Below are 20,789 nucleotides of genomic sequence, written 5' to 3'. Positions count from 1 at the left end.
CCATGGCCAAGCCACTCGGGCACATCACCATCCTCGACCTGTCGCGCGTGCTCGCCTGCCCGTTCGCCTCAATGATCCTGGCCGAAATGGGTGCCACGGTCATCAAGGTGGAGCAGCCGGGCACCGGTGACGAAACACGCGGCTTCGAGCCCCATGTGGAAGGTGCGGGCGGCAGCGAGAGCGCGTACTACATGGCGTTCAACCGCAGCAAGCAGTCGATCACGGTCAATCTGCGCAGCGAGGCCGGCCAGCGGATCGTGCGCGATCTTGCCGCCAGCGTCGACGTCGTCATCGAAAACTTTCCGGTGGGCACGCTCGCTCGCTACGGGCTTGGCCCCGACACGCTGCGCGCACTCAACGCGCGGCTGGTCTACCTGTCGTGTACCGGCTTCGGACAGACCGGCCCCTACGCGCCGCGCAAGGGCTACGACACGGTATTCCAGGCTATGGGCGGCATCATGAGCCTGACTGGCGAGCGCGACGGCGGGCCGGTCAAGCCGGGGCTGCCGGTGGCGGACCTGACGTCGGGACTGTGGGCGGCCATCGCCGTGCTGTCCGCGCTGCAGGGACGCAGCGCAACGGGCCAGGGCTGCCATATCGACCTGTCGATGTTCGACGCGCAGGTCAGCCTGCTGACCCTGGCAGCCGCGCGCTGGTTTGCGCTGCATGAAGTGCCGCCGCGCCTGGGCACCGAGCATCCCGGCCGCGTGCCCTCCGCCAGCTTCCAGGCCGCGGATGGCCGATGGCTCCATATCACGGCCAGCGATCAGCACTGGGCACCGCTGTGCCAGGTGCTGAAGCTGGAGGCCTGGGGTGCGGCGCCCTCATTCCAGTCCAACGCGGGGCGTGTGCGTTGCCGCGAAGAGGTGATGCAACGCCTGACGGCGGCCATTGCCGCATGGGACCGCGATGCGCTATGCGATGCGCTCGATGCCGCCGCAGTGCCGGCCGGTCCGATCAAGGCGGTCGACGAGGTCCTGGCGGATCCGCACGTGCAGGCGCGCGGTATGGTCGCCAGTTTCGATCATCCGACCATCGGCGAATTCCAGGCGTTGCCGGTGCCGCTGCGCTTCGACGGTTGGGACAATCCCGAGGTCGGCCGTCCCCCGCTGCTCGGCGAGCATACGGAAGAAGTGCTCAGGCGACGCCTGGGCCTGAGTGAACAGCGCGTACGCGAATTGCGTGCATCCGGGGCCATCTGAGGAACCAGGGCACCAAGGCAGCGAGGCAATCATGACGCAAGCAGAAGAACAAGCAGTGTTGTACACGGTGGCCGACGGTGTTGCCACCATCACGCTCAATCGGCCCGACAGCCGCAACGCATTGAACCTCGCGATGTGCGAAGGCCTGCAAGCCGCGGCGCACGCGGCGTCAACCAATGCCGACGTCCGCGTCGTATTGGTGCGTGGGGCGGGGGCGGTGTTCTGCGCCGGCGCGGACCTGAAAGAGCGCAAGGGCATGGACGAGTCGCAGGTGCTCGCACGCCGCATGCGCGGCTTCTTCGCCTATGAGGCGCTGGAAAGCCTGCCGATGCCGACGATTGCGCTGGTACAGGGCGCCGCCGCCGGCTCCGGCGTGGAAATTGCCGCCGCCTGCGACCTCGCCATCGCCACGCCGGACGCGAGTTTCTGGACGCCCGAAGCGCAGTGGGGCACGGTCGGTGCGACCCAGCGGCTGTCGCGCATCGTCGGCAAGCGGCTGGCCAAGGACATGATGTTCACCGGGCGCCGACTGAGCGCGGCCGAGGCCCTGGCGGCCGGACTCGTGACGCGCGTCATCGCGCACGACCACTTCGGGGCGGAGGCCGTGGAGATTGCCGCGGCCATTGCCAAGGCGCCGCCGCTCGGCGTGCGGCTCGCCAAGCGTTGCATGGACCGTGGCGCGGTACTGGGCCCGCGCGGCGCGCTGGCCGAGGAACTGCTCGCGATCGAGGAGAATCTTTCGCGCTCGGACTGGCGCGCCGGCATTGGCGCATTTGGAGACAAGGCATGAACTGGCAACCTCGTACCCTTGGTGCGTTACTCGCATCGCAGGGCCACCACCGCGCGACGGAACGCGCCCTCATCACGCCCGCCGGCGCGACGCGCTGGCAAGAACTCGACGCCCAGGCGCGACGTGTGGCACGCGCGCTGCTGGCGCGCGGCATCCGGCGCGGCGACCTGGTTGGCCTGCTGTGCGGCAATGACGAGCACTGGGTCGCCAGCTTCTACGGCGCGGCGCTGATCGGTGCGGTCACGGTACCCGTCAATACGCGTTTCAAGGCGGCGGAAATTGCCTATTGCCTGCGCCAGTCGGATGTCCGCCTGTTGATCCTGGCCGATCGCTTTCTCAACATCGACTTCATGGCGTTCCTGCGCGAGGCGGAGCCGGCGGTTGCGTCCGCGCTGCCCGGCGCGGCCTTACCGATGCTGCGGGACGTGGTGGTACTGGGTGACGATGTTCCGAGTGCGGCCCAGGATTGGCCAACGTTCCTTGCGGCCGGCGAAACGATTACCGACGACGTGCTGGCGCATGCCATGCGCGCGGTGACTCCCGATGACCTCCTCCTGATCCAGTTCACGTCGGGCACCACCGCCCATCCGAAGGGCGTGATGCTGACGCACGACAACATGCTGCGCAACGCCACGGCGGTGGGACAACGCCTCGGCATCGAAGCATCGGACTGTTACTTCAACTGCCGGCCGTTCTTCCACGTCGCGGGCTCGACGCTATCGCTGCTGTGCGCGCTCTGCGCGGGCGCCAGCATCGCCACGCTGCCGACATTCGAGGCGGGGGCCGCGCTGGGCATGCTGGACGAGGCGCGCTGCACGTTCATCTCGGGCAACGAGACGCTGTTCCAGCTGTTGATCGCGCATCCCGCGTTCGATCGTCGCCGCCTGCATCTGCGCGGCGGATGGGCCGCGGCCGGTCCCGACACGATGCGCCGTATCATCGACGAGATGGGCATCGAGCGCATCTGCTGGGCTTATGGACTATCGGAGGCTTCGCCGAATGTTGCGATCAACGACTGGCGGGACGATGTCGCGCTGCGCGTGGGCGGCCTGGCTGCGCCACATGACGGCGTGTCGGTGCGCATTGTCGATGACGTGTCGGGGCAGCCGTGTGCCGTGGAGGAAGTTGGCGAGATTCAGGTCAGGGGCTGGAGCGTGATGCGGGGCTACTACAAGCAGCCCGAGGCCAATGCCAAGGTGTTTACCGCCGACGGCTGGCTGCGGACCGGAGACCTCGGCGTATTACGTGAGGACGGCCGCCTGCGCCTGGTGGGCCGCCTCAAGGACGTGTTTCGCGTCGGCGGCGAGAACGTGGCCCCGGCGGAAGTGGAACAGGTACTGCTATCGCATCCGGCCGTGGCATCGGCGCAGGTGGTGGGCGTACCAGACGCGCGCCTGGGCGAGGTACCGGCCGCGTTCGTCACGCTGAAGCCCGGAACGACCCTCGACGCCGAGGCGCTGCTCGCCTGGAGCAAGCCACGCATGGCCAATTTCCGCGCGCCGCGCTATGCGCAGGTGGTGGCGGACTTCGAGCGCATCGGCATGACGGCGAGCGGCAAGGTGCAGAAGAACAAGCTGCGCGATCACGCCGTGGCGCTGTTTCATCTGTCCGCTTCCTGAACATGCCGGTACCGGAGACACCCATGACCGCCGAAGTCGTCCTGTGCGAATGCTTTGCCCGCGATGGCCTGCAGCACGAGCCCGGATTTATTGCCACCGAGACCAAGGCGGCGCTGATCGACCGCTTTGCCGCGCTCGGCTTCCCACGCGTTGAAGCCACGTCGTATTCCAATCCCAAGGTAGTGCCGCAGTTCGCGGACGCCACCGAACTGCTGCGCACGCTGCCGCGCCGCGCCAGCGTCATGTACAAGGCAACCTGCGCCAACGGGCACGCGGTGGAGCGCGCGCTGGCCGATCGGGAGGCGGGTATCGGCGCCAATGAGATCAGCCTGCTGGTATCGGCCTCGGCCTCGCATTCGGAGCGCAACCTCAAGCGCAGCCGTGCGTCGCAATGGGAAAACATCCGCGCGATGGCGGATGCAGCGCGCGGCCGCTTTCGCATGGTCGGCACCATTTCCGTCGCGTTCGGCTGTCCGTTCGAGGGCTACGTCGATCCGCAGGAGGTGTTGCGCGATATCGGACGCTTCCGCGATCTCGGCGTGGCGCTCGTGACCTTGGGCGACACCACCGGCATGGCTACACCCGAAACCGTGAAGTCATTGTTCGGCGCGGTGCGCACGGACTTTGCCGATATCATGCCGATTGCACACTTCCACGATACGCGCGGCACGGGACTCGTCAATTATGTCGCCGCGCTGGAAGCCGGCGTCACGCATTTCGACTGCGCGATGGGTGGCGTGGGCGGGCATCCCGCCAAGGTGCGGTATGGCGGTGGCCATACCGGCAACGTCTGCACCGAGGACTGGGTGGCCCTACTCGAATCGATGGGCGTGCATACCGGTATCGACCTCGACGGATTGCTCGACGCCGGGAGGCAATGCGAGGCGGTACTGGACCGTGTGCTGCACAGCCGTGTATTGCGCAGCGGCCTCAATCCCCTGCCGCGCGCCTAGCTGCCCACCAGCTTGCCGAGCCGTGCCACCAGCGCGCGGATCTCGGCCAGATCCACTTCTGCGGGAACCAGGGTGTCGACCGGCTCCATGCCGGCCGCGCCCACGGGCTCGTCGTCGTCGATGGCTTCGCCTGCGGCCGCGCGCCGTTCTTCGTCCAGCACGGCCCGGGCACTGGTGGTGAGCATCGCCAGCATTTCCATCAACTGCTTGCGCTGTTGGGGGCTCAACGGGCTGAGCAGGCGCTCGTTGCGCGCATTCGCATCGACGATGACCTTGCGATACAGCGCGTCGCCCGCCTTGGTCAGGCTCAGCATGACGGCCCGGGCGTCGGTGTCGCTGCGTTCGCTGGCGACCAATCCGCGCTCGATCAATCCCGATACCGTCCGGCTCGCGTAGCTCTTGTCTAGCGCGGCACGCCGTGCGAGCTCCTTCAACGACAGCGGCGCATAGGCGCCGAGCATGCCGATGGAGCGCCATTCGAGCAGTGTCAGGTTGAACTTGCGCTGCACGCGCAGCGATGCGCTCGCGGCGGAGAGGCCGGCCAGGTTGTGCAGGCGCGAAGACAGCAGGTCGGTAATGACCTTTGGCGCAGGGCCTGGACCGTGTTTCGTTCCGCTCATCGGCAAGGGCTCCGGTTGGTTGTTTCTGTCAACGATTCTAACTGCAATGTCTTGCAGAGGCGACACAGCCGTCGCTCATATAGTTGACGATGTCCATCATGTCTTTTACATTGGAAACTAATTTACAAGAGAGAGAAAGGAGGAGAGGACATGCAGGACTTGCATCACGCAATAGGCGCCGACGTCAAAGTGAAGGGTGGTGACACACCATGACAACATCCTCGACGTTCAAGCTTGCGGCAATCGGCGCGATGCTGGCTATGGCCGGCGCCGCGCATGCACAGAACTCGATCCAGCTGTACGGGTTGATCGACACGGCGCTTGCCTTTCAGACCCATCAGGTGGCGGCGACCAACGCCGCGGGACGTGCCACGCGCAGCGGCTCGGTGTCGGGCGTGGTGCCCGGCTTCTTCAACGGTTCGCGCTGGGGCCTGCTCGGCAACGAGGACCTCGGGGGCGGATGGAGCGCGGTGTTCCGCCTGGAATCAGGGTTCAGCCCGGACACGGGCGTCTCCCTGCAAGGGGGACGCCTGTTTGGCCGGCAGGCATGGGTCGGGCTCAACAGCGATTACGGTCAGGTGACACTTGGCCGCCAATACAGCGTGACATTCGACATGCTGCTGCCCTACGACACGATCGGCTGGGGCAATGCCGGCGCAAGCGATGTATGGGTGCAACTGCTCGCCGGTTCACGGCTCGACAACACCCTCAAGTACCAGCAGAACCTCGGCCCGTTCAAGATGGAGGCAACTTACTCGCTGGGCGAGGTCGCCGGCGGCGCGGCGCGTGGATCGATCTTCGGCGCGGGGGTCGGCTATGCCAGCGGGGCGCTGGGTCTGGGCATGGTCGGCCAGCAGGCCCGGGACCCCGCCGGCAACAAGCAGACCAACGGCGGCGCGGGCGCGTCGTACCGGCTCGGCCCGATCACCTTGCAAGGCTATTACCTGTTCGCGCGACGCGATGGCGCCTTTACGCCCTCGTCGGGTCAGGACCTCGCGCCGACCTACGGCACCTACAGCCAGCTCTATGCCAACCCCGGCATCACTAATGTGGGCGCCAGTGCGGCGGCGAGAACGGATCATGTGTTTCAGTTCGGCGCCACGTACCAGATGACGCCCGCCTGGGTCCTGAAGGCGGCGACGATCTACGACGCCGCCCGGCGTGTCAATGCCAATGGAGAGGATGGCCACAAGCTGTCGGTCTTCCTGATCGCCGACTATTTCTTCTCGAAGCGCACCGACACCTATGTCGCCGGCACCTACAACAAGGTCAGCGCGAGCATGAATGGCCCGTACGGCGGACAGAACGACAGCGTTGGCGTCTTCGTCGGCATGCGCCACCGATTCTGAAGCTGCTCACCTGCGATCGGGAAATCGGCAGGACTCGCGGCGCCGTCACCGGCGCCGCTTTTTTGCAAAAAATTTATATCACGATGTGAATTTATTTAATTGACGTTGCCGAGATAAAAAGATTTGGAAAACGCATGTGCCGTCTTGACACCACCGGGCACGCTTCCTTTAATGAGTCAGACATTCACGTCCCCCACTTTCTCCGACGAGCCCGAGCCATGGACGGCCCCATCGATGCGCAGCGCAAGAAAGAGGAGCTGCGGAGCTTTATCTTCCTGACGGCTGTGATGGTGCCGGTGTTGTCCGTTATCGTGGTCGCCGGTTATGGTTTCATGGTCTGGATGAGCCAACTGGTGAGCGGGCCGCCCACGCACTGACGCGTGCGGTGCCGTGGATTTTGACTTGCAGTTCCTGCAGCACGGATTTGAGACGGCGATACGCCGCCATCCCGCTACGCCGCGAGGACAGTCATGCCAGGTGCAGAGCCTTCGATCCCCGCCCAGCAAACGCTGGCAGACCGCCACGGCGACGGTGGCGACGCCGGCGTGTGTGCCGATGAATGGCATATCGCCGGCGTCCTGGTGCAGGCATGGCCAGAGCGTGTCGACGCGGTGCGCGTCGCCATCGCCGCCGTGACCGGCGCGGAAATCCATGCTGCCAGCGCGGCCGGCAAACTCGTGGTCACCCTGGAGGCGCCCAGCTCCCGTGCCATTGCCGCCCACCTCGCCTGGCTTCAGCAGCTGGAAGGTGTGCTAGCTGCGACACTCGTCTACCAGCACAACGAGGATCTGTGCAACATGCACGAGGGGATCGTCGATGACACTCACCCGCAGGGACTTTATTAAGCAGACGGCCGTGGCGGCCACCGCGTCGGCGGCGGGTATTCCGTTGCCGGCGGACGCCGCCAACTTCGTGACCGACAGCGATCTGACGCGATTGAAGTGGGACAAGGCACCCTGCCGCTTCTGCGGCACTGGCTGCGGCGTGACGGTGGCGGTCAGGGACAACAAGGTGGTGGCGACCCAAGGCGATCCGCAATGCGAGGTCAACAAGGGACTGAACTGCGTCAAGGGCTACTTCCTGTCGAAGATCATGTATGGGCAGGACCGCCTGACGCGCCCCTTGCTGCGCATGAAGAACGGCCAATACGACAAGAACGGTGAGTTCCAGCCTGTCAGCTGGGACCAGGCATTCGACGTCATGGCCGCGCAATTCAAGCGCGTGCTCAAGGAGAAGGGGCCCACCGCGGTGGGCATGTTCGGCTCAGGCCAGTGGACGATCTGGGAAGGCTATGCGGCGTCCAAGCTCATGAAGGCCGGTTTCCGCTCGAACAACCTCGACCCCAACGCACGCCATTGCATGGCGTCCGCGGTGCAGGGCTTCATGCGCACGTTCGGCATGGACGAGCCGATGGGCTGCTACGACGATCTCGAAGTGGCCGACGCCTTCGTGCTGTGGGGCTCCAACATGGCGGAGATGCACCCGATCCTCTGGACTCGCGTGACCGACCGGCGGCTTTCCGCGCCCAGGACCAAAGTCGCGGTGCTGTCGACCTTTACGCACCGCTCGTACGACCTTGCGGATATTCCGATCATCTTCACGCCGCAGTCGGACCTGGCGATCCTCAACTACATCGCCCACTACATCATCAGCAATAACAAGGTCAACAAGGACTTCGTCAGCAAGCACACGGTGTTCAAGCAGGGCGTGACGGACATCGGCTATGGCCTGCGGCCGGACCACCCGCTGCAGAAAGCGGCGAAGCATGCGGCCGATCCTGGCGCCTCCACGCCGATCACGTTCGAGGAGTTCGCGAAGTTCGTCTCGAAGTACGACGTGGCCTATGTCAGCAAGTTGTCCGGCGTACCGCGCGACAAGCTCGAGCAACTGGCGATGCTGTACGCGGATCCGTCCATCAAGGTGGTGTCGTTCTGGACCATGGGCTTCAACCAGCATACGCGCGGCACCTGGGCGAACAACATGATCTACAACGTGCACCTGCTGACCGGCAAGATCGCGACGCCGGGCAATAGTCCGTTCTCGCTGACCGGCCAGCCTTCGGCGTGCGGCACGGCGCGCGAGGTGGGCACGTTCTCGCACCGGCTGCCGGCCGATATGGTGGTGACCAACCCGAAGCATCGGGAAGAAGCCGAGCGCATCTGGAAGCTGCCGCCAGGTACCATTCCCGACAAGCCGGGCTATCACGCCGTGCTGCAGAACCGTATGCTCAGGGACGGCAAGCTGAATGCGTACTGGGTGCAGGTCAACAACAACATGCAGGCCGCCGCCAACCTGATGGAGGAGGGCCTGCCCGGGTATCGGAATCCCGACAACTTCGTGGTGGTTTCCGACGCCTATCCCACGGTGACCACACTCGCCGCGGACCTCGTACTGCCGGCTGCGATGTGGGTCGAGAAGGAAGGCGCCTACGGTAATGCCGAGCGCCGCACGCAGTTCTGGCATCAGCTCGTCGATGCTCCGGGCGAGGCCCGCTCGGACCTGTGGCAACTGGTGGAGTTTTCCAGACGGTTCACGGTGGAGGAGGTCTGGCCCGCGGATCTCCTTGCGAAGAAGCCGGAGCTGAAAGGCAAGACGCTCTACGACGTGCTCTATCGCAACGGGCAGGTCGACCGCTTCCCGCTCAAGGACGCCGATCCGGGTTATCACAACGCCGAAGCCAAGGCGTTCGGCTTCTATATCCAGAAGGGCCTGTTCGAGGAGTACGCGAGCTTCGGTCGTGGACACGGGCACGACCTCGCGCCGTTCGACGCGTATCACGAGGCGCGCGGGCTGCGCTGGCCGGTCGTGAACGGCAAGGAGACACGCTGGCGCTATCGCGAGGGCAGCGATCCGTACGTCAAGGCCGGCACCGGCTTCCAGTTCTATGGCAATCCCGACGGCAAGGCCGTGATCTTTGCGCTGCCGTACGAACCGCCGGCGGAGTCGCCGGACCAGGAATACCCGTACTGGCTGGTGACGGGCCGGGTGCTGGAGCACTGGCATTCCGGCTCGATGACACGCCGCGTGCCGGAGCTTTATCGCGCGTTTCCGAATGCGGTGGTGTTCATGCATCCCGAGGATGCGCGCGCGCTGGGCTTGCGGCGCGGCGTGGAGGTGGAGGTCGTGTCGCGGCGCGGCCGCATGCGGTCGCGGCTGGAAACGCGGGGTCGCGACGCACCGCCGCGGGGGCTCGTGTTCGTCCCGTGGTTCGATGCCAGCCAGCTGATCAACAAGGCCACGCTCGATGCAACCTGCCCGATTTCCCTCCAGACCGACTTCAAGAAGTGCGCGGTCAAGATCGTGAAGGTGTAGGAGGCGCCATGCATAGATGTATCCGGCGAGGTGTCATGAGCGTGCTGGCGATCGGCCTGGTCGTGCTGGCCGCGCTGGCCCAGGCCCAGGCACAGGGGCTGGTCGATCCCATGCGCGGTTCGACGCCGATCGCCAACGAGACCCGGCCGCCGCTACTGTTCCCGACCGAGAACAAGGATGTGCGGCGCACGCGCAACTACACCATGCAGCCGCCGACCATTCCGCACAAGATCGACGGCTACCAGGTCGACAAGGATTTCAACCGCTGCATGTTCTGCCACGCGCGCACGCGCACCGAGGAAACGCAGGCGATTCCGGTCAGCATCACCCACTACATGGACCGCAATAACAACGTGCTGGCCGACGTGTCGCCACGCCGCTACTTCTGCACGCAATGTCATGTGCCGCAGACTGACGCCAGGCCGCTGGTGAACAACACGTTCACGGATGTGGAGACGCTGCTGAAGCGACCCGCCGCGAGCCCCGGCGGCAAGAACACCGGCAAGAACGCCGGCAAGAACTAGCGGACGGACGCGCCATGGTGGACCTGATCAAGCGCTACTGGCGCACCATCAACCGGCCCAGCGCCTACTTCAGCCTGGGTTTCCTGACGCTGGGCGGCTTTATCGCCGGCGTGCTGTTCTGGGGCGCATTCAACACCGCGCTCGAGTTCACCAACACCGAGACCTTCTGCACCGGTTGCCACGAGATGCGCGACAACGTCTACCAGGAGTTGCAGGGCACCATCCACTTCACCAACCGCACCGGTGTGCGCGCGAAGTGTTCCGATTGCCATGTGCCACATAACTGGACCGACAAGATGGCGCGCAAGATGCAGGCGTCGAAGGAAGTGTGGGGCAAGGTGTTCGGCACCATCGACACGCGCGAGAAGTTCCAGGCGCACCGGCTGGAACTGGCGCAGCATGAGTGGGCGCGCTTCAAGGCCAACGACTCGCTCGAATGCCGCAATTGCCACGACTACCAATCGATGGATTTCACGCGGCAGAGTCCGCGGGCGCAGACAGCGCACTCGACCTATCTGGCCAACAAGGAAAAGACCTGCATCGACTGCCACAAGGGCATCGCGCACCGGTTGCCCGATGTGTCGAAGGCCGCAGGCGCGGAATAGGGGCCGTTCGATGCTCGCCGCCCGCCAGCTCGCCGTCACCCGCTCCGGTCACGTCGTGTTCCGCGGCATCGATCTGTCGCTCGCGCCGGGACAGGTGATGGCTGTGGTCGGGCCCAACGGCAGCGGCAAGACCACCCTGCTGCGCGTGCTCGCGGGCCTGCTGCGGCCCGCGGCCGGCGCGCTGGAGTGGCAGGGCCAGCCAGTCGGCGCGGGGCATGCGGGATATTGCCAGGCGCTTGGATATGTCGGTCATGCTGCCGGCATGGCTGCCGATCTCAGTGCGACGGAACACCTCGTGTATGCCGGACAACTGGCCGGCATGCGCGCGACGGCGGCGCAGGCGCGTGCCGTGCTCGAAGACGCGGGACTGGGCCGCGTAGCCGATGTGCCGGCCAGGATGCTGTCGGAGGGACAACAGCGCCGCGTGGCGCTGGCCAGGCTCGGCCTGATACCGCGCCGGCTGTGGCTGCTCGACGAGCCGCTTGCCTCGCTCGACGCCAGCGCGACAGCAACCTTCCTGCGGCGGCTCGCGGCGCACTGCGCGAGCGGTGGCATGGCCGTGATCGCCACCCATGCGCCGCTGCCGCCGGGCGGCGGCATACCGCTCTCGCTGCGCCTTGGAGATGCGGCATGAGCCCGCTCGCACGCGCGTTCGGCGCCACGCTGCGCCACGACCTGTCGCTGCACTGGCGCCGGCGCGGTAGCCTCGCCGGCACGCTGCTGTTCTTCGTCATCGTCGTCAGCCTCTTTCCACTGGCGATCGGACCGGAGCCGGGGCAATTGCGGGCCTTGGCCCCCGGCATCCTGTGGGTGGCGGCACTGCTCGCCTCGATGTTGTCGTTGACGCGGCTGTTCGCGCAGGAATCCGTTGATGGCGCACTCGAACCGCTGCTGCTGTCGCCCTTGCCGCTGCCGTGGCTCGTGCTGGCCAAGATCTGCGCGCATTGGCTCGCCAGCGGCCTCCCGTTGCTGGTGCTGACGCCCGTGCTGGCGCAGCAGTACCAACTCCCTGCCGCGGCCACGCTGATGCTGACCGCTTCGCTGTTGCTCGGCACGCCGGTGCTGAGCCTGATTGGGGCCGTGGGTGCGGCGCTCACGCTCGGCGTACGCGGTGGCGCGGTGCTGCTGTGCATCCTGGTCCTGCCGCTCTGCGTGCCCGTGCTGGTGTTCGGCACGAGTGTCGGCGCGGCGGCGGACGCGGGTCTCGACGTGACGCCGCAACTCTCGCTGCTGGGTGCATGCCTGGCGCTGGCGCTATTCCTGTGCCCGCTGGCTGCCGCCACGGGGCTGCGTATCGCAACGGAGTCATAGCATGGCGCAACCCAGCCACCTGCGGGGCTCGATATCGGCGTCGACCGGGACGCGTGCGCGCTGGCTGGCCTTTGCCTCGCCGGCCCGCTTCGATCCGCTGGCGCGCCGGTTGACACCGTGGTTCGCCGGCGCGGCCATGCTGTTGTTCGTCGCCGGACTGCATGTCGGCCTTGTCGTGGCCCCGACCGATGCCCAGCAGGGCGAGGTCTATCGCATCCTCTTCCTGCATGTGCCGGCGGCGTGGATGTCGATGTTCATCTATCTGGTGATGGCCGGCTACGCCGTGTTTGCGCTGGTCTGGCATACGCGGCTGTCGTCGATGATGGCATCGGCACTGGCGCCGACCGGGGCACTCTTTACCTTCATCGCATTGTGGACGGGGGCATGGTGGGGCAAGCCCACCTGGGGCACATGGTGGGTGTGGGATGCGCGCCTGACCTCGGAGCTGATCCTGCTCTTCCTCTATCTGGGCTACCTGGCGCTGGAAAACGCGATCGACGACGCGCGTCGCGCGGAGCGCGCCTGCGCGGTGCTGGTGCTGGTGGGCGTCGTCAATATTCCGATCATCTATTTCTCGGTGCAATGGTGGAACACGCTGCACCAGGGCGCCACCATCCGCCTGACCGCGGCGCCGTCGATCGATGCCACCATGCTGGCGGGCCTGTTGCTGATGACGCTGGCCTGCTGGTCGTACACGATCGCCGTGGCGCTGGTGCGCGTCCGTTGCATCATGCGCGAGCGCGCCGAGCCGCGGCTGGGAAACTGAAGACCAGCGGAACCGAAAGGAGCAGAACATGAGTGCATCCACGCTGTGGCAGTGGTCGGGGCACCTCGGTTATCTGACCGGTGCGCTGGCGGTCTCCCTCGCGTTGCTCGGGGTGGAAGTCGCGCTGCTGGCGCGCCGCGCCCGCGCGGCCAGACGGGTGGCGGCGACGGCCGCGGACCGGCATTCATGACGACACGCCAGCGTCGGCTGGCCCTGCTGCTGTCCGCAATGGTCTGCGGCGGTGTGGCGACAGCGCTCGTACTCAATGCCTTTCGCGGCAACCTCGTCTTCTTCTTCAGCCCTACGCAGGTGGCCACGCACGAGGCGCCCACCGCGCGCGCGTTTCGGCTCGGAGGGCTGGTGGCTCCAGGCTCGGTGCGGCGGGAAGGGGACGGCATGACGATCCGCTTCGTCGTTACCGACAGCGCGCGCGAGGTGCCAGTGGTCTACCGCGGCCTGTTGCCTGACCTGTTCCGCGAAGGCAAAGGGGTGGTGGCGCGTGGCCGTCTGCAGCAGGACGGCAGTTTCCAGGCGAGCGAGGTACTCGCCAGGCATGATGAGAACTACATGCCGCCGGACGCCGCGCATGCGTTGCGGCAGGCCGGCCAGCGTGCCGAAGCGATGCCGGCGGGGATGGCGCGATGATCGTCGAGCTCGGTCACTTCGCCCTGATCCTGGCGCTTTGCGTGGCGCTGATGCAGGCGCTGCTGCCGATCCTGGGCACGCTTCGCAACGATACGGCCCTGATCGCGACCGCCGCACCGGTTGCCGTCGGCCACGCCCTGCTGGTGATCGCGGCGTACGGCACGCTGACCTGGGCGTTCGTCGATAACGACTTCAGCGTGCGGTATGTGGCGGCCAACTCCAACAGTGCGCTGCCGCTGGCCTATCGCGTGGCGGCGGTATGGGGTGGCCATGAAGGGTCCATGCTGCTATGGACGCTGATGCTGTCGCTATGGACGCTCGCGGTGGTGTGCTTCAGCCGCGGCCAGCCGCGCGTCGTGCGGGCGCGGGTGCTGGCGGTGCTCGGTGCGATCGGCGTCGGCTTTCTGCTGTTCCTGCTGTTCACATCCAATCCGTTCCTGCGTCTGCTGCCGCCGGCGATGGAGGGGCGGGACCTCAATCCGCTGCTGCAGGATCCCGGCATGGTGCTGCATCCTCCCCTGCTCTACATGGGCTACGTCGGCTTTGCCGTGGTGTTTGCCTATGCGCTGGCGGGGTTGATGGGCGGACAGCTCGACGCCGCCTGGGCGCGCCAGGCCCGGCCCTGGACCACGCTCGCATGGAGCTGCCTGACGATCGGCATCATGCTGGGCAGTGCCTGGGCGTATTACGAACTGGGCTGGGGTGGCTGGTGGTTCTGGGACCCGGTGGAGAATGCGTCGCTGATGCCGTGGCTCGCCGGCACGGCGCTGATGCATACGCTGGCGATGACGGAGAAGCGCGGCGTGGCACGGGCATGGACGGCGCTGCTGGCCATCGTCACCTTCTCGCTGAGCCTGCTCGGCACCTTCCTCGTGCGCTCGGGCGTGCTGACCTCGGTCCATGCGTTTGCGGTAGATCCGCGGCGCGGCATTTTTATCCTCGCGCTGCTCGGCCTGGTGACCGGCGGCGCGCTTGCGCTTTATGCGTGGCGGGCGCCACGGCTATCGGGACAACTGTCGGAACAAGTTCCGGCGCGGATGCCATTCGGCGCCGTTTCGCGGGAAACCTTCCTGCTCGCCAACAATGTCCTGCTGGCCTCGGCGGCCGCCACCGTGCTGCTCGGTACGCTGTATCCGCTCGTCCTCGATGTGCTGGGCCTGGGGAAGATCTCGGTCGGTCCCGCGTACTTCGAGGAAGTCTTCGTGCCATTGATGGCGCCGGCGGTATTGCTGATGGGGATGGCGCCGCTGGCGCAGTGGCGGCACGCGCGCCTGCCAGGGCTGCTCATGCGCCTGCGTTGGGCAGCCATGGCAAGCCTGCTGGTCGCGGTAGCTCTGCTGCTCCTGCTGCGCAATGGGTCGGCATTGACCGGACTGGGGCTCTGGCTCGCATGCTGGTGCGTGGCGAGCGCCATCGCCAGCCTTGCTGGCCGCCTTCGCGCGCAGGGCACGTGGCATGCCGCACTGCGCCGGTTGCCGGCGGGCTATTACGGCATGCTGCTGGCGCATGTCGGCGTGGGCGTTTTTATCGCCGGGGCGACCCTGGTGAAGAGCCAGGAGTCCACGCGCGAACTGCCGATGCGGGTGGGCAGCGCCGCCGAACTAGGGGCCTATACATTCCGCCTCGAGGCGGTGGCGCCGGTGCGCGGTCCGAATTTCGAGGCGTTCCGCGCCATGGTGACGGTGCAGCGCGATGGACGCCTCGTGGCCACCCTGTTGCCCGAGCGGCGTGTCTATCGCAGCCAGGCAATGCCGACCACCGAGGCGGCCATCGATAGCGGCTTTGCGCGCGATCTCTATGTCGCCATCGGCGAGGGACTGCCGGATGGTGTGTGGGCGGTGCGACTCCATGTAAAGCCGTTCGTCAACTGGATCTGGGGCGGCTGCGTGCTGATGGCGCTGGGCGGGCTCACGGCGATGTGGGACCGTCGCTATCGTTATGCCCCGCGCCGGGACGAGCGGCGCATGCACGCTTATCCGGCCGGCGAGACAGCCACGGCTCATCCGTCGCGCATGCCCGACCACCCGCCAGCGCTGCCGTTGCCGGCCAGCAAGGAGCCGCTGGCATGACCCGCTTCGTACTGCCGCTGGTCCTGTTTCTGGCCCTGGCCGCCGCGCTGGCCGCAGGGTTGCGGCGCGATCCGCGCGAGTTGCCGTCGGCGCTGGTCGGCAAGCCGGTGCCGGCATTCTTGCTGCCCGTATTGGCGCCCGGCGAGCACGCGCTTTCGGCCCGCGACATGCACGGCGGGATCTGGATCCTGAATGTGTGGGCATCGTGGTGCACGGCCTGCCGCGTCGAGCATCCTGTGCTGATGGACTTTGCCGCACGCTCGCCGGTGCCGGTGTACGGACTCAATTACAAGGACGAAGCAGCGGCCGCGCGCGACTGGCTGCGCAAACTGGGCGATCCCTATGTGGCATCGCTGCGCGATGCCGATGGTCGGGCCGGTATCGATCTCGGCGTGTACGGGGTGCCGGAGACCTACGTGATCGATGCCAACGGCATGGTCCGCTACCGCCATGTCGGGCCAGTGACGGAGCAGGTACTGGAGCAGCAGATTGATCCATTGCTGCGTCGCCTTGCCCGGGAGCCGGGCCGTGGGTAAGGCACTGCGGCACGCTGGGGTTGCGCTGATGCTGGCCATCGCGTGCGGCGCGTGGGCGGCGCCGGTCGCGGATCTGGACGCCCGCGTGCACCGCCTGGCAGAGCAATTGCGCTGCCTGGTGTGCCAGAACCAGACTCTCGCGGACTCCGATGCGGATCTCGCGGTGGCACTGCGCGCGCAGATCCGCGAGCAGTTGCGCCACGGTGCAAGCGAGCAGGCGGTCAAGAATTACCTGGTGGGGCGCTACGGCGATTTCGTCCTGTACGAACCGCCGATGCGACCCGAGACATGGTTGCTGTGGTTCGGGCCGTTCCTGCTGGTGGGAGGAAGCGTCGGATGGTGGTGGCATCGCCGTCGTCGGCCGGCCATGGCGGGGGCGTCGCGCGGGGGTACCGAGGCCATGGCGGCGGCGGCAACGCCGACCACATCGACCACACCGGCCACACCGACCACGGTGCCCATCCCTGCTTCGGCGTCGCGCCTTGGCACATGGATCATTGCCGTGTCGCTGGGGACGATACCGTTGGCGGCGATGCTGATCTACCTGCATCTGGGCCGGCCGGAAATGACCGTTGCCGCCTGGCGCGACACCACCGTCGCCGCGGGCGATGCGAGCCATCCCGTCGATGCGACACAGATCGAAGCCATGGTTGCGCGTCTGGCGATGCGTCTGCGGGACGCGCCCGACGACGCCGGCGGCTGGTACATGCTGGCGCGCTCGTACGGCGCGCTGGAGCGCTTCGACGACGCCGCTGCCGCATACGCGCGCGCGGTCGCGCTCGTGCCCGATGCCGCGGCGTTGCGCGCCGACTATGCGGACGCGCTGGCCAGTGCGTCCGGCGGCTCGCTGGAAGGCGCACCGTTGGCGCAGGTGACGCACGCTCTCGCCCTCGATCCCGACGAACCCAAGGCGCTCGCGCTTGCCGGCACCGCCGCCGCGGAGCGCGGCGACCTGCGCGCCGCCGTCGGGTACTGGCAACGGCTCTATCGCCTGTTGCCCGCGGATTCCGAGACGGCCAAACGTGTCGCCGCCAACCTCGCGGCGGCACGCGAGCACGTCAGATAAGCGCGCCGGCCGCGGCGCCATTCAATGCGGCAGGCCTACGTAGTTCTCCGCCAGCGCACGGCACGCGGCCTCGGAGCTCATCAGATATTCGAGTTCGGTCTGCTGGATGCGCGCCGAAAAGGCATCGGCGTCGGGGAAGCGATGCAACAGCGAGGTCATCCACCACGAGAACCGTTCGGCTTTCCACACGCGCCGCAGGCAACGCTCCGAATAGGCATCGAGCAGGCTGGCGTTGCCGTGGCGGCACTGCGCGATCAGGCCTTCGGAGAGATAGAGCACATCGCTGGCCGCGAGATTGAGCCCCTTGGCCCCGGTGGGCGGCACGATATGGGCGGCATCGCCGGCCAGGAACAGCCGGCCGAACCGCATCGGTTCGCACACGAAGCTGCGCAGCGGCGCAATGCTTTTCTCGATGGACGGGCCGGTGACCAGCGTCTGTGCCGCATGCGGATCGAGCCGGCTGCGTAGTTCGTCCCAGAAGCGCGCATCCGACCAGTCGTCGACGTTCTCGCTTGACGGCACCTGCACGTAGTAGCGGCTGCGCGTACGCGAACGCATGCTGCACAGCGCAAAGCCGCGCGCGTGACTGGCGTAGATCAGCTCATCGGCGACCGGCGGCGTTTCCGCCAGTACCCCGAGCCAGCCGAACGGATAGACGCGCTCGAACAACCGCGTGGCGCTTGCCGGTACGCTCGCGCGGCTGACGCCGTGATAGCCGTCGCAGCCCGCAATGTAGTCGCAGGCGATCTCGTGCGTGACGCCATCCTTGCGATACCGCACCATCGGCGCGCTGCCGTCGCAATCGTGCAGGCTGACGCCTTCGGCCTCGTAGACCGTGGGAGTGCCGTCGGCGTGCCGCGCGGCCATGAGATCGCGCGTCACTTCGGTCTGGCCGTACACCACGACGTGGCGTCCGCTCAGTGCCTGCAGGTCGATGCGGTGGCGCTCGCCAGCGTAGGACAGTTCGATGCCGTGGTGGGGCAGGCCTTCAGCGCGCAGGCGCGCGGCCACGCCTGCGCGTTCGAGCGCCTCGACCGTGACGGCCTCGAGAATGCCGGCCCGAATGCGGCCCAGCACATGGTCCGGGCTGCGTCGTTCGAGGAGGATATTGTCGATGCCCGCACGGCTCAGCAACTGGCCGAGCAGCAGGCCGGCCGGGCCGGCGCCGATGATGACGACGGGGGTGCGCATGGTTTGTCTCCGCTATGTTGTTTTAAGTCGCATCGTCGCAAGCAACGCGATGACGGAACGATAGCGGCAGCAGGGTCCGCCACGGAATAGACAGAGCGAACCATAAACAGGAAAATCCGAACATTGCCGCCACCCGGACAAACGCCGATGATGCGCGTTCCGACCTACTCGCTGTACGGCACCAGCTCCGCGGAACCCCTGCAGAATCAGGTGCATTTCGAATCCATCGCGCAGCGCAGCAAACTACACGGGTGGGAGATCCAGCCGCACTTGCACGAGCGCTTTGTGCAGATTCTGTACATTCACGCGGGTGGCGGCGAAGCCTTGATGGATGGCGGGCGCCAGCGCCTGCGCGGCGGCTCGCTGGTGACCATGCCACCGCGCCATGTGCATGGGTTTGTCTTCACGCCCGATACCGATGGCATCGTCGTGACCATGACGGAAAGCCATATGCGCACGCTGCTGGCAGGGGTGCCCGATGCGGTGGCGTTGTTCGAGCAGGCCCGTCACGACCGTGTGCGGCGCAGCGAAAGCCTGGCCGAGGCGCTGTTGCTGTTTCGTGCGGAAATGGAAACTGTCTCCGCCTGGCGCGGTGCCTCGATGTCCGCGTTGTTGACGGTGATCCTGATCGGCATCGCACGGCGTGCCGATGCCGTGGCGCCTGCGGCGGCACGTGCCAGCAGCCGCCCGGCGCGGCACTTCCAGCAATTCCAGCAACTGCTGGAAGCCGACTATCGCGAGCAGAACGACGTCGGCAGCTATGCCGCCAGGGTTGGCATCACGCCGACGCAGCTCAATCGCATCTGCCGCCAGCTGACCGGCCATTCGGCCTTGCAACTGATTCATGCGCGCGTGATGGCGCAGGCGCAGCGAGACCTGTTGTTCAGCGACCTCGAGATCAAGCACATCGCGCTGTCGCTCGGGTTCGCCGATGCCGCGTATTTCTCGCGCTTCTTTGCGCGGCAGGTCGGCCAGACTCCGACCGCGTTCCGGCAGTCGGGGCGTGCGCGCCTGCCGGCGTTCGCCACCCGGCAGGCGTAGGGTCAGGCCTGCGGCGGACGTGCCGCGTCGAGCGCGGCAAACACTTCCTCGGCCATATGGAAGGCCGAGTTGGCGGCCGGTACGCCGCAATAGATCGCCGCCTGCATCAGCACTTCCTGGATCTCGTCGCGCGTGACGCCGTTGTTGGCGGCCGCGCGCAGATGCAGCTTCAGCTCCTCGGCGCGGTTGAGTGCCACCATCATGGCGATGGTCAGCAGGCTGCGCGTATGGCGCGGCAGCCCCTCGCGCGTCCAGATCTCACCCCATGCGTAGCGCGTGATGAAGTTCTGGAACGGCTCGTTGAACGGCGTCAGGCGCTGCAGCGAGCGGTCGACGTGGGCGCTGCCCAGCACATCGCGACGCACCGCCAGGCCGGCGTCATAGCGCGCGTGATCGTCGGTGACCGGCAGCCGGCCGGCGATAAAGTCCACCAGCGCACTGGTAAAGCGGCCCGGCTGTTCGAAGCTCGAGATATGCGCGGCGGGCAGTTCCACATAGCGCGCATCGGGAATGGCGTCGGCCAGGGCACGGCCTTCGGCGGCCGTGGTGGACGGATCGTCGCTACCGGCAATTACCAGCACCGGCACCGGGATCGCCTTGACGGTGTCGCGAAAATCAGCGTCGCGTACCGCGGCGCAGTTGGCCGCATAGCCGCGCGGATCGAGTCCGGCCAGTACTGCGCGCAGCGGCGCGATGGCCTGTTCCGCGGTAGCGACGAAGGTGGGGCGGAACCAGCGCTGCACGGAAGGCGCCACCATCTGCGCCATGCCGTCGCGCAGCACGCTTTCGATGCGGGCATTCCAGCCCTCCGCGGTGCCGATCCTGGCGGCCGTATTGGCCAGCACGATGCGCGTAAAGCGGTCGGGCGCGTGGATGCCGAGCCATTGGCCGGTGGTGCCGCCCATCGACAGCCCGCAGAACACGGCGCGGTCGATATCGAGCGCGTCGAGAATCGCGAGCACGTCGCGCCCGAGTTGTTCCACCGTAAAGGCATCGCCGGGTGCCGACGAGCGGCCATGGCCACGCGTGTCGTAGCGCACCACACGGAAGCGGCCCGCGAGGGCGGCGGCTTGCGGCTGCCACATGGTGTGGTCGGTACCGAGTGAGTTCGAGAAGACGATGGCGGGCGCGTGGTCCGGGCCATCGACGGTGTAGAACAACCGGGCACCGGCATGATCGAGGTAGGGCAA

The 20,789-nt window shown here is 66.7% G+C and carries 22 protein-coding genes; 19 read left to right on the top strand and 3 right to left on the bottom strand.

All coding sequences use genetic code 11. The features are described 5' to 3' along the window. Positions 1–2 precede the first annotated feature (2 nt). The 4 genes from DFLDMN_RS29735 to DFLDMN_RS29720 are packed head-to-tail and all read left to right on the top strand — an operon-like array spanning position 3 to position 4,564. Positions 3–1,202 (top strand): CaiB/BaiF CoA transferase family protein, encoded by a 1,200-nt coding sequence (locus DFLDMN_RS29735; RefSeq protein WP_423199329.1) that lies wholly within the window; start codon positions 3–5, stop codon positions 1,200–1,202. 31 nt (positions 1,203–1,233) lie between these two features. Beyond that, positions 1,234–1,992 carry an enoyl-CoA hydratase/isomerase family protein gene (locus DFLDMN_RS29730; RefSeq protein ID WP_423199328.1) on the top strand — a complete coding sequence of 253 codons (759 nt, stop codon included), beginning with the start codon at positions 1,234–1,236 and terminating at the stop codon, positions 1,990–1,992. Then, positions 1,989–3,611 carry an AMP-binding protein gene (locus DFLDMN_RS29725; protein ID WP_423199327.1) on the top strand — a complete coding sequence of 541 codons (1,623 nt, stop codon included), beginning with the start codon at positions 1,989–1,991 and terminating at the stop codon, positions 3,609–3,611. The genes DFLDMN_RS29730 and DFLDMN_RS29725 overlap by 4 nt, the downstream gene beginning before the upstream one ends. A 23-nt stretch (positions 3,612–3,634) precedes the next feature. Beyond that, positions 3,635–4,564, top strand: coding sequence for a hydroxymethylglutaryl-CoA lyase (locus DFLDMN_RS29720; RefSeq protein WP_423199326.1), 930 nt, complete (start codon positions 3,635–3,637; stop codon positions 4,562–4,564). On the opposite strand, the gene DFLDMN_RS29715 is transcribed toward DFLDMN_RS29720, so the two are convergent. Next, complete coding sequence (locus DFLDMN_RS29715; protein WP_423199325.1) at positions 4,561–5,184, bottom strand: MarR family winged helix-turn-helix transcriptional regulator; 624 nt, start codon at positions 5,182–5,184, stop codon at positions 4,561–4,563. The genes DFLDMN_RS29720 and DFLDMN_RS29715 overlap by 4 nt on opposite strands. A 209-nt stretch (positions 5,185–5,393) precedes the next feature. Between DFLDMN_RS29715 and DFLDMN_RS29710 the strand changes: the two genes are divergently transcribed. From DFLDMN_RS29710 to DFLDMN_RS29645, 14 genes are all read left to right on the top strand, one after another. Next, positions 5,394–6,533 carry a porin gene (locus tag DFLDMN_RS29710; protein WP_423199324.1) on the top strand — a complete coding sequence of 380 codons (1,140 nt, stop codon included), beginning with the start codon at positions 5,394–5,396 and terminating at the stop codon, positions 6,531–6,533. Between the two features lie 218 nt (positions 6,534–6,751). Then, positions 6,752–6,910: a periplasmic nitrate reductase, NapE protein gene (gene napE, locus DFLDMN_RS29705; RefSeq protein WP_423199323.1), complete on the top strand. Its 159-nt coding sequence runs from the start codon at positions 6,752–6,754 to the stop codon at positions 6,908–6,910. 93 nt (positions 6,911–7,003) lie between these two features. After that, on the top strand, positions 7,004–7,378 hold the full coding sequence (locus DFLDMN_RS29700) for a chaperone NapD (RefSeq protein WP_423199322.1): 375 nt from the start codon (positions 7,004–7,006) through the stop codon (positions 7,376–7,378). Then, entirely contained in the window at positions 7,350–9,845 is a 2,496-nt protein-coding gene (gene napA, locus DFLDMN_RS29695; protein ID WP_423199321.1) for a periplasmic nitrate reductase subunit alpha, read from the top strand. The genes DFLDMN_RS29700 and napA overlap by 29 nt, the downstream gene beginning before the upstream one ends. Positions 9,846–9,880: 35 nt before the next feature. Continuing rightward, on the top strand, positions 9,881–10,369 hold the full coding sequence (locus tag DFLDMN_RS29690; RefSeq protein ID WP_423200614.1) for a nitrate reductase cytochrome c-type subunit: 489 nt from the start codon (positions 9,881–9,883) through the stop codon (positions 10,367–10,369). A gap of 14 nt (positions 10,370–10,383) precedes the next feature. After that, the gene (locus DFLDMN_RS29685) at positions 10,384–10,974 is read left to right on the top strand and encodes a NapC/NirT family cytochrome c (RefSeq protein WP_423199320.1); all 591 of its coding nucleotides are present in this window, start codon (positions 10,384–10,386) and stop codon (positions 10,972–10,974) included. 10 nt (positions 10,975–10,984) lie between these two features. Continuing rightward, complete coding sequence (ccmA, locus tag DFLDMN_RS29680) at positions 10,985–11,608, top strand: cytochrome c biogenesis heme-transporting ATPase CcmA (protein WP_423199319.1); 624 nt, start codon at positions 10,985–10,987, stop codon at positions 11,606–11,608. Then, positions 11,605–12,285 carry a heme exporter protein CcmB gene (ccmB, locus tag DFLDMN_RS29675; protein WP_423199318.1) on the top strand — a complete coding sequence of 227 codons (681 nt, stop codon included), beginning with the start codon at positions 11,605–11,607 and terminating at the stop codon, positions 12,283–12,285. The genes ccmA and ccmB overlap by 4 nt, the downstream gene beginning before the upstream one ends. 1 nt (position 12,286) lies before the next feature. Further along, on the top strand, positions 12,287–13,051 hold the full coding sequence (locus DFLDMN_RS29670) for a heme ABC transporter permease (protein ID WP_423199317.1): 765 nt from the start codon (positions 12,287–12,289) through the stop codon (positions 13,049–13,051). A gap of 28 nt (positions 13,052–13,079) precedes the next feature. Continuing rightward, the gene (locus tag DFLDMN_RS29665) at positions 13,080–13,241 is read left to right on the top strand and encodes a heme exporter protein CcmD (RefSeq protein ID WP_423199316.1); all 162 of its coding nucleotides are present in this window, start codon (positions 13,080–13,082) and stop codon (positions 13,239–13,241) included. Then, entirely contained in the window at positions 13,238–13,696 is a 459-nt protein-coding gene (ccmE, locus tag DFLDMN_RS29660) for a cytochrome c maturation protein CcmE (RefSeq protein ID WP_423199315.1), read from the top strand. Before DFLDMN_RS29665 ends, ccmE begins: the two co-directional genes overlap by 4 nt. Next, positions 13,693–15,765 carry a heme lyase CcmF/NrfE family subunit gene (locus tag DFLDMN_RS29655; protein ID WP_423199314.1) on the top strand — a complete coding sequence of 691 codons (2,073 nt, stop codon included), beginning with the start codon at positions 13,693–13,695 and terminating at the stop codon, positions 15,763–15,765. Before ccmE ends, DFLDMN_RS29655 begins: the two co-directional genes overlap by 4 nt. Next, a complete protein-coding gene (locus tag DFLDMN_RS29650) occupies positions 15,762–16,301 on the top strand; it encodes a DsbE family thiol:disulfide interchange protein (RefSeq protein WP_423199313.1) in 540 nt (179 codons plus the stop codon). Before DFLDMN_RS29655 ends, DFLDMN_RS29650 begins: the two co-directional genes overlap by 4 nt. Then, the gene (locus tag DFLDMN_RS29645) at positions 16,294–17,367 is read left to right on the top strand and encodes a cytochrome c-type biogenesis protein CcmH (RefSeq protein WP_423199312.1); all 1,074 of its coding nucleotides are present in this window, start codon (positions 16,294–16,296) and stop codon (positions 17,365–17,367) included. The genes DFLDMN_RS29650 and DFLDMN_RS29645 overlap by 8 nt, the downstream gene beginning before the upstream one ends. A gap of 21 nt (positions 17,368–17,388) precedes the next feature. Here the strand turns inward: DFLDMN_RS29645 and pobA are convergent, their stop codons facing one another. Then, positions 17,389–18,558: a 4-hydroxybenzoate 3-monooxygenase gene (pobA, locus tag DFLDMN_RS29640; RefSeq protein WP_423199311.1), complete on the bottom strand. Its 1,170-nt coding sequence runs from the start codon at positions 18,556–18,558 to the stop codon at positions 17,389–17,391. A gap of 147 nt (positions 18,559–18,705) precedes the next feature. On the opposite strand from pobA, the gene DFLDMN_RS29635 reads away from it, so the two are divergent. Then, a complete protein-coding gene (locus tag DFLDMN_RS29635; protein ID WP_423199310.1) occupies positions 18,706–19,599 on the top strand; it encodes a helix-turn-helix domain-containing protein in 894 nt (297 codons plus the stop codon). 2 nt (positions 19,600–19,601) lie between these two features. Here the strand turns inward: DFLDMN_RS29635 and pcaD are convergent, their stop codons facing one another. After that, a complete protein-coding gene (gene pcaD, locus DFLDMN_RS29630; protein ID WP_423199309.1) occupies positions 19,602–20,789 on the bottom strand; it encodes a 3-oxoadipate enol-lactonase in 1,188 nt (395 codons plus the stop codon).

The sequence above is a fragment of the Cupriavidus sp. H19C3 genome, from assembly GCF_049393815.1.
Lineage (GTDB): Bacteria > Pseudomonadota > Gammaproteobacteria > Burkholderiales > Burkholderiaceae > Cupriavidus.
This window is presented reverse-complemented; position numbering and strand designations above follow the sequence as displayed.

Excerpts from the sequence above, each read along its gene's own strand:
- pobA (WP_423199311.1), bottom strand. The coding sequence starts at position 18,558 with ATGCGCACCCCCGTCGTCATCATCGGCGCCGGCCCGGCCGGCCTGCTG.
- DFLDMN_RS29655 (WP_423199314.1), top strand. The coding sequence starts at position 13,693 with ATGATCGTCGAGCTCGGTCACTTCGCCCTGATCCTGGCGCTTTGCGTG.
- ccmB (WP_423199318.1), top strand. The coding sequence starts at position 11,605 with ATGAGCCCGCTCGCACGCGCGTTCGGCGCCACGCTGCGCCACGACCTG.
- napE (WP_423199323.1), top strand. The coding sequence starts at position 6,752 with ATGGACGGCCCCATCGATGCGCAGCGCAAGAAAGAGGAGCTGCGGAGC.
- DFLDMN_RS29690 (WP_423200614.1), top strand. The coding sequence starts at position 9,881 with ATGAGCGTGCTGGCGATCGGCCTGGTCGTGCTGGCCGCGCTGGCCCAG.
- ccmA (WP_423199319.1), top strand. The coding sequence starts at position 10,985 with ATGCTCGCCGCCCGCCAGCTCGCCGTCACCCGCTCCGGTCACGTCGTG.
- DFLDMN_RS29670 (WP_423199317.1), top strand. The coding sequence starts at position 12,287 with ATGGCGCAACCCAGCCACCTGCGGGGCTCGATATCGGCGTCGACCGGG.
- DFLDMN_RS29665 (WP_423199316.1), top strand. The coding sequence starts at position 13,080 with ATGAGTGCATCCACGCTGTGGCAGTGGTCGGGGCACCTCGGTTATCTG.
- DFLDMN_RS29730 (WP_423199328.1), top strand. The coding sequence starts at position 1,234 with ATGACGCAAGCAGAAGAACAAGCAGTGTTGTACACGGTGGCCGACGGT.
- DFLDMN_RS29725 (WP_423199327.1), top strand. The coding sequence starts at position 1,989 with ATGAACTGGCAACCTCGTACCCTTGGTGCGTTACTCGCATCGCAGGGC.
- DFLDMN_RS29720 (WP_423199326.1), top strand. The coding sequence starts at position 3,635 with ATGACCGCCGAAGTCGTCCTGTGCGAATGCTTTGCCCGCGATGGCCTG.
- DFLDMN_RS29650 (WP_423199313.1), top strand. The coding sequence starts at position 15,762 with ATGACCCGCTTCGTACTGCCGCTGGTCCTGTTTCTGGCCCTGGCCGCC.
- ccmE (WP_423199315.1), top strand. The coding sequence starts at position 13,238 with ATGACGACACGCCAGCGTCGGCTGGCCCTGCTGCTGTCCGCAATGGTC.
- DFLDMN_RS29635 (WP_423199310.1), top strand. The coding sequence starts at position 18,706 with ATGATGCGCGTTCCGACCTACTCGCTGTACGGCACCAGCTCCGCGGAA.
- DFLDMN_RS29710 (WP_423199324.1), top strand. The coding sequence starts at position 5,394 with ATGACAACATCCTCGACGTTCAAGCTTGCGGCAATCGGCGCGATGCTG.
- napA (WP_423199321.1), top strand. The coding sequence starts at position 7,350 with ATGACACTCACCCGCAGGGACTTTATTAAGCAGACGGCCGTGGCGGCC.
- DFLDMN_RS29685 (WP_423199320.1), top strand. The coding sequence starts at position 10,384 with ATGGTGGACCTGATCAAGCGCTACTGGCGCACCATCAACCGGCCCAGC.
- DFLDMN_RS29715 (WP_423199325.1), bottom strand. The coding sequence starts at position 5,184 with ATGAGCGGAACGAAACACGGTCCAGGCCCTGCGCCAAAGGTCATTACC.
- DFLDMN_RS29700 (WP_423199322.1), top strand. The coding sequence starts at position 7,004 with ATGCCAGGTGCAGAGCCTTCGATCCCCGCCCAGCAAACGCTGGCAGAC.
- DFLDMN_RS29735 (WP_423199329.1), top strand. The coding sequence starts at position 3 with ATGGCCAAGCCACTCGGGCACATCACCATCCTCGACCTGTCGCGCGTG.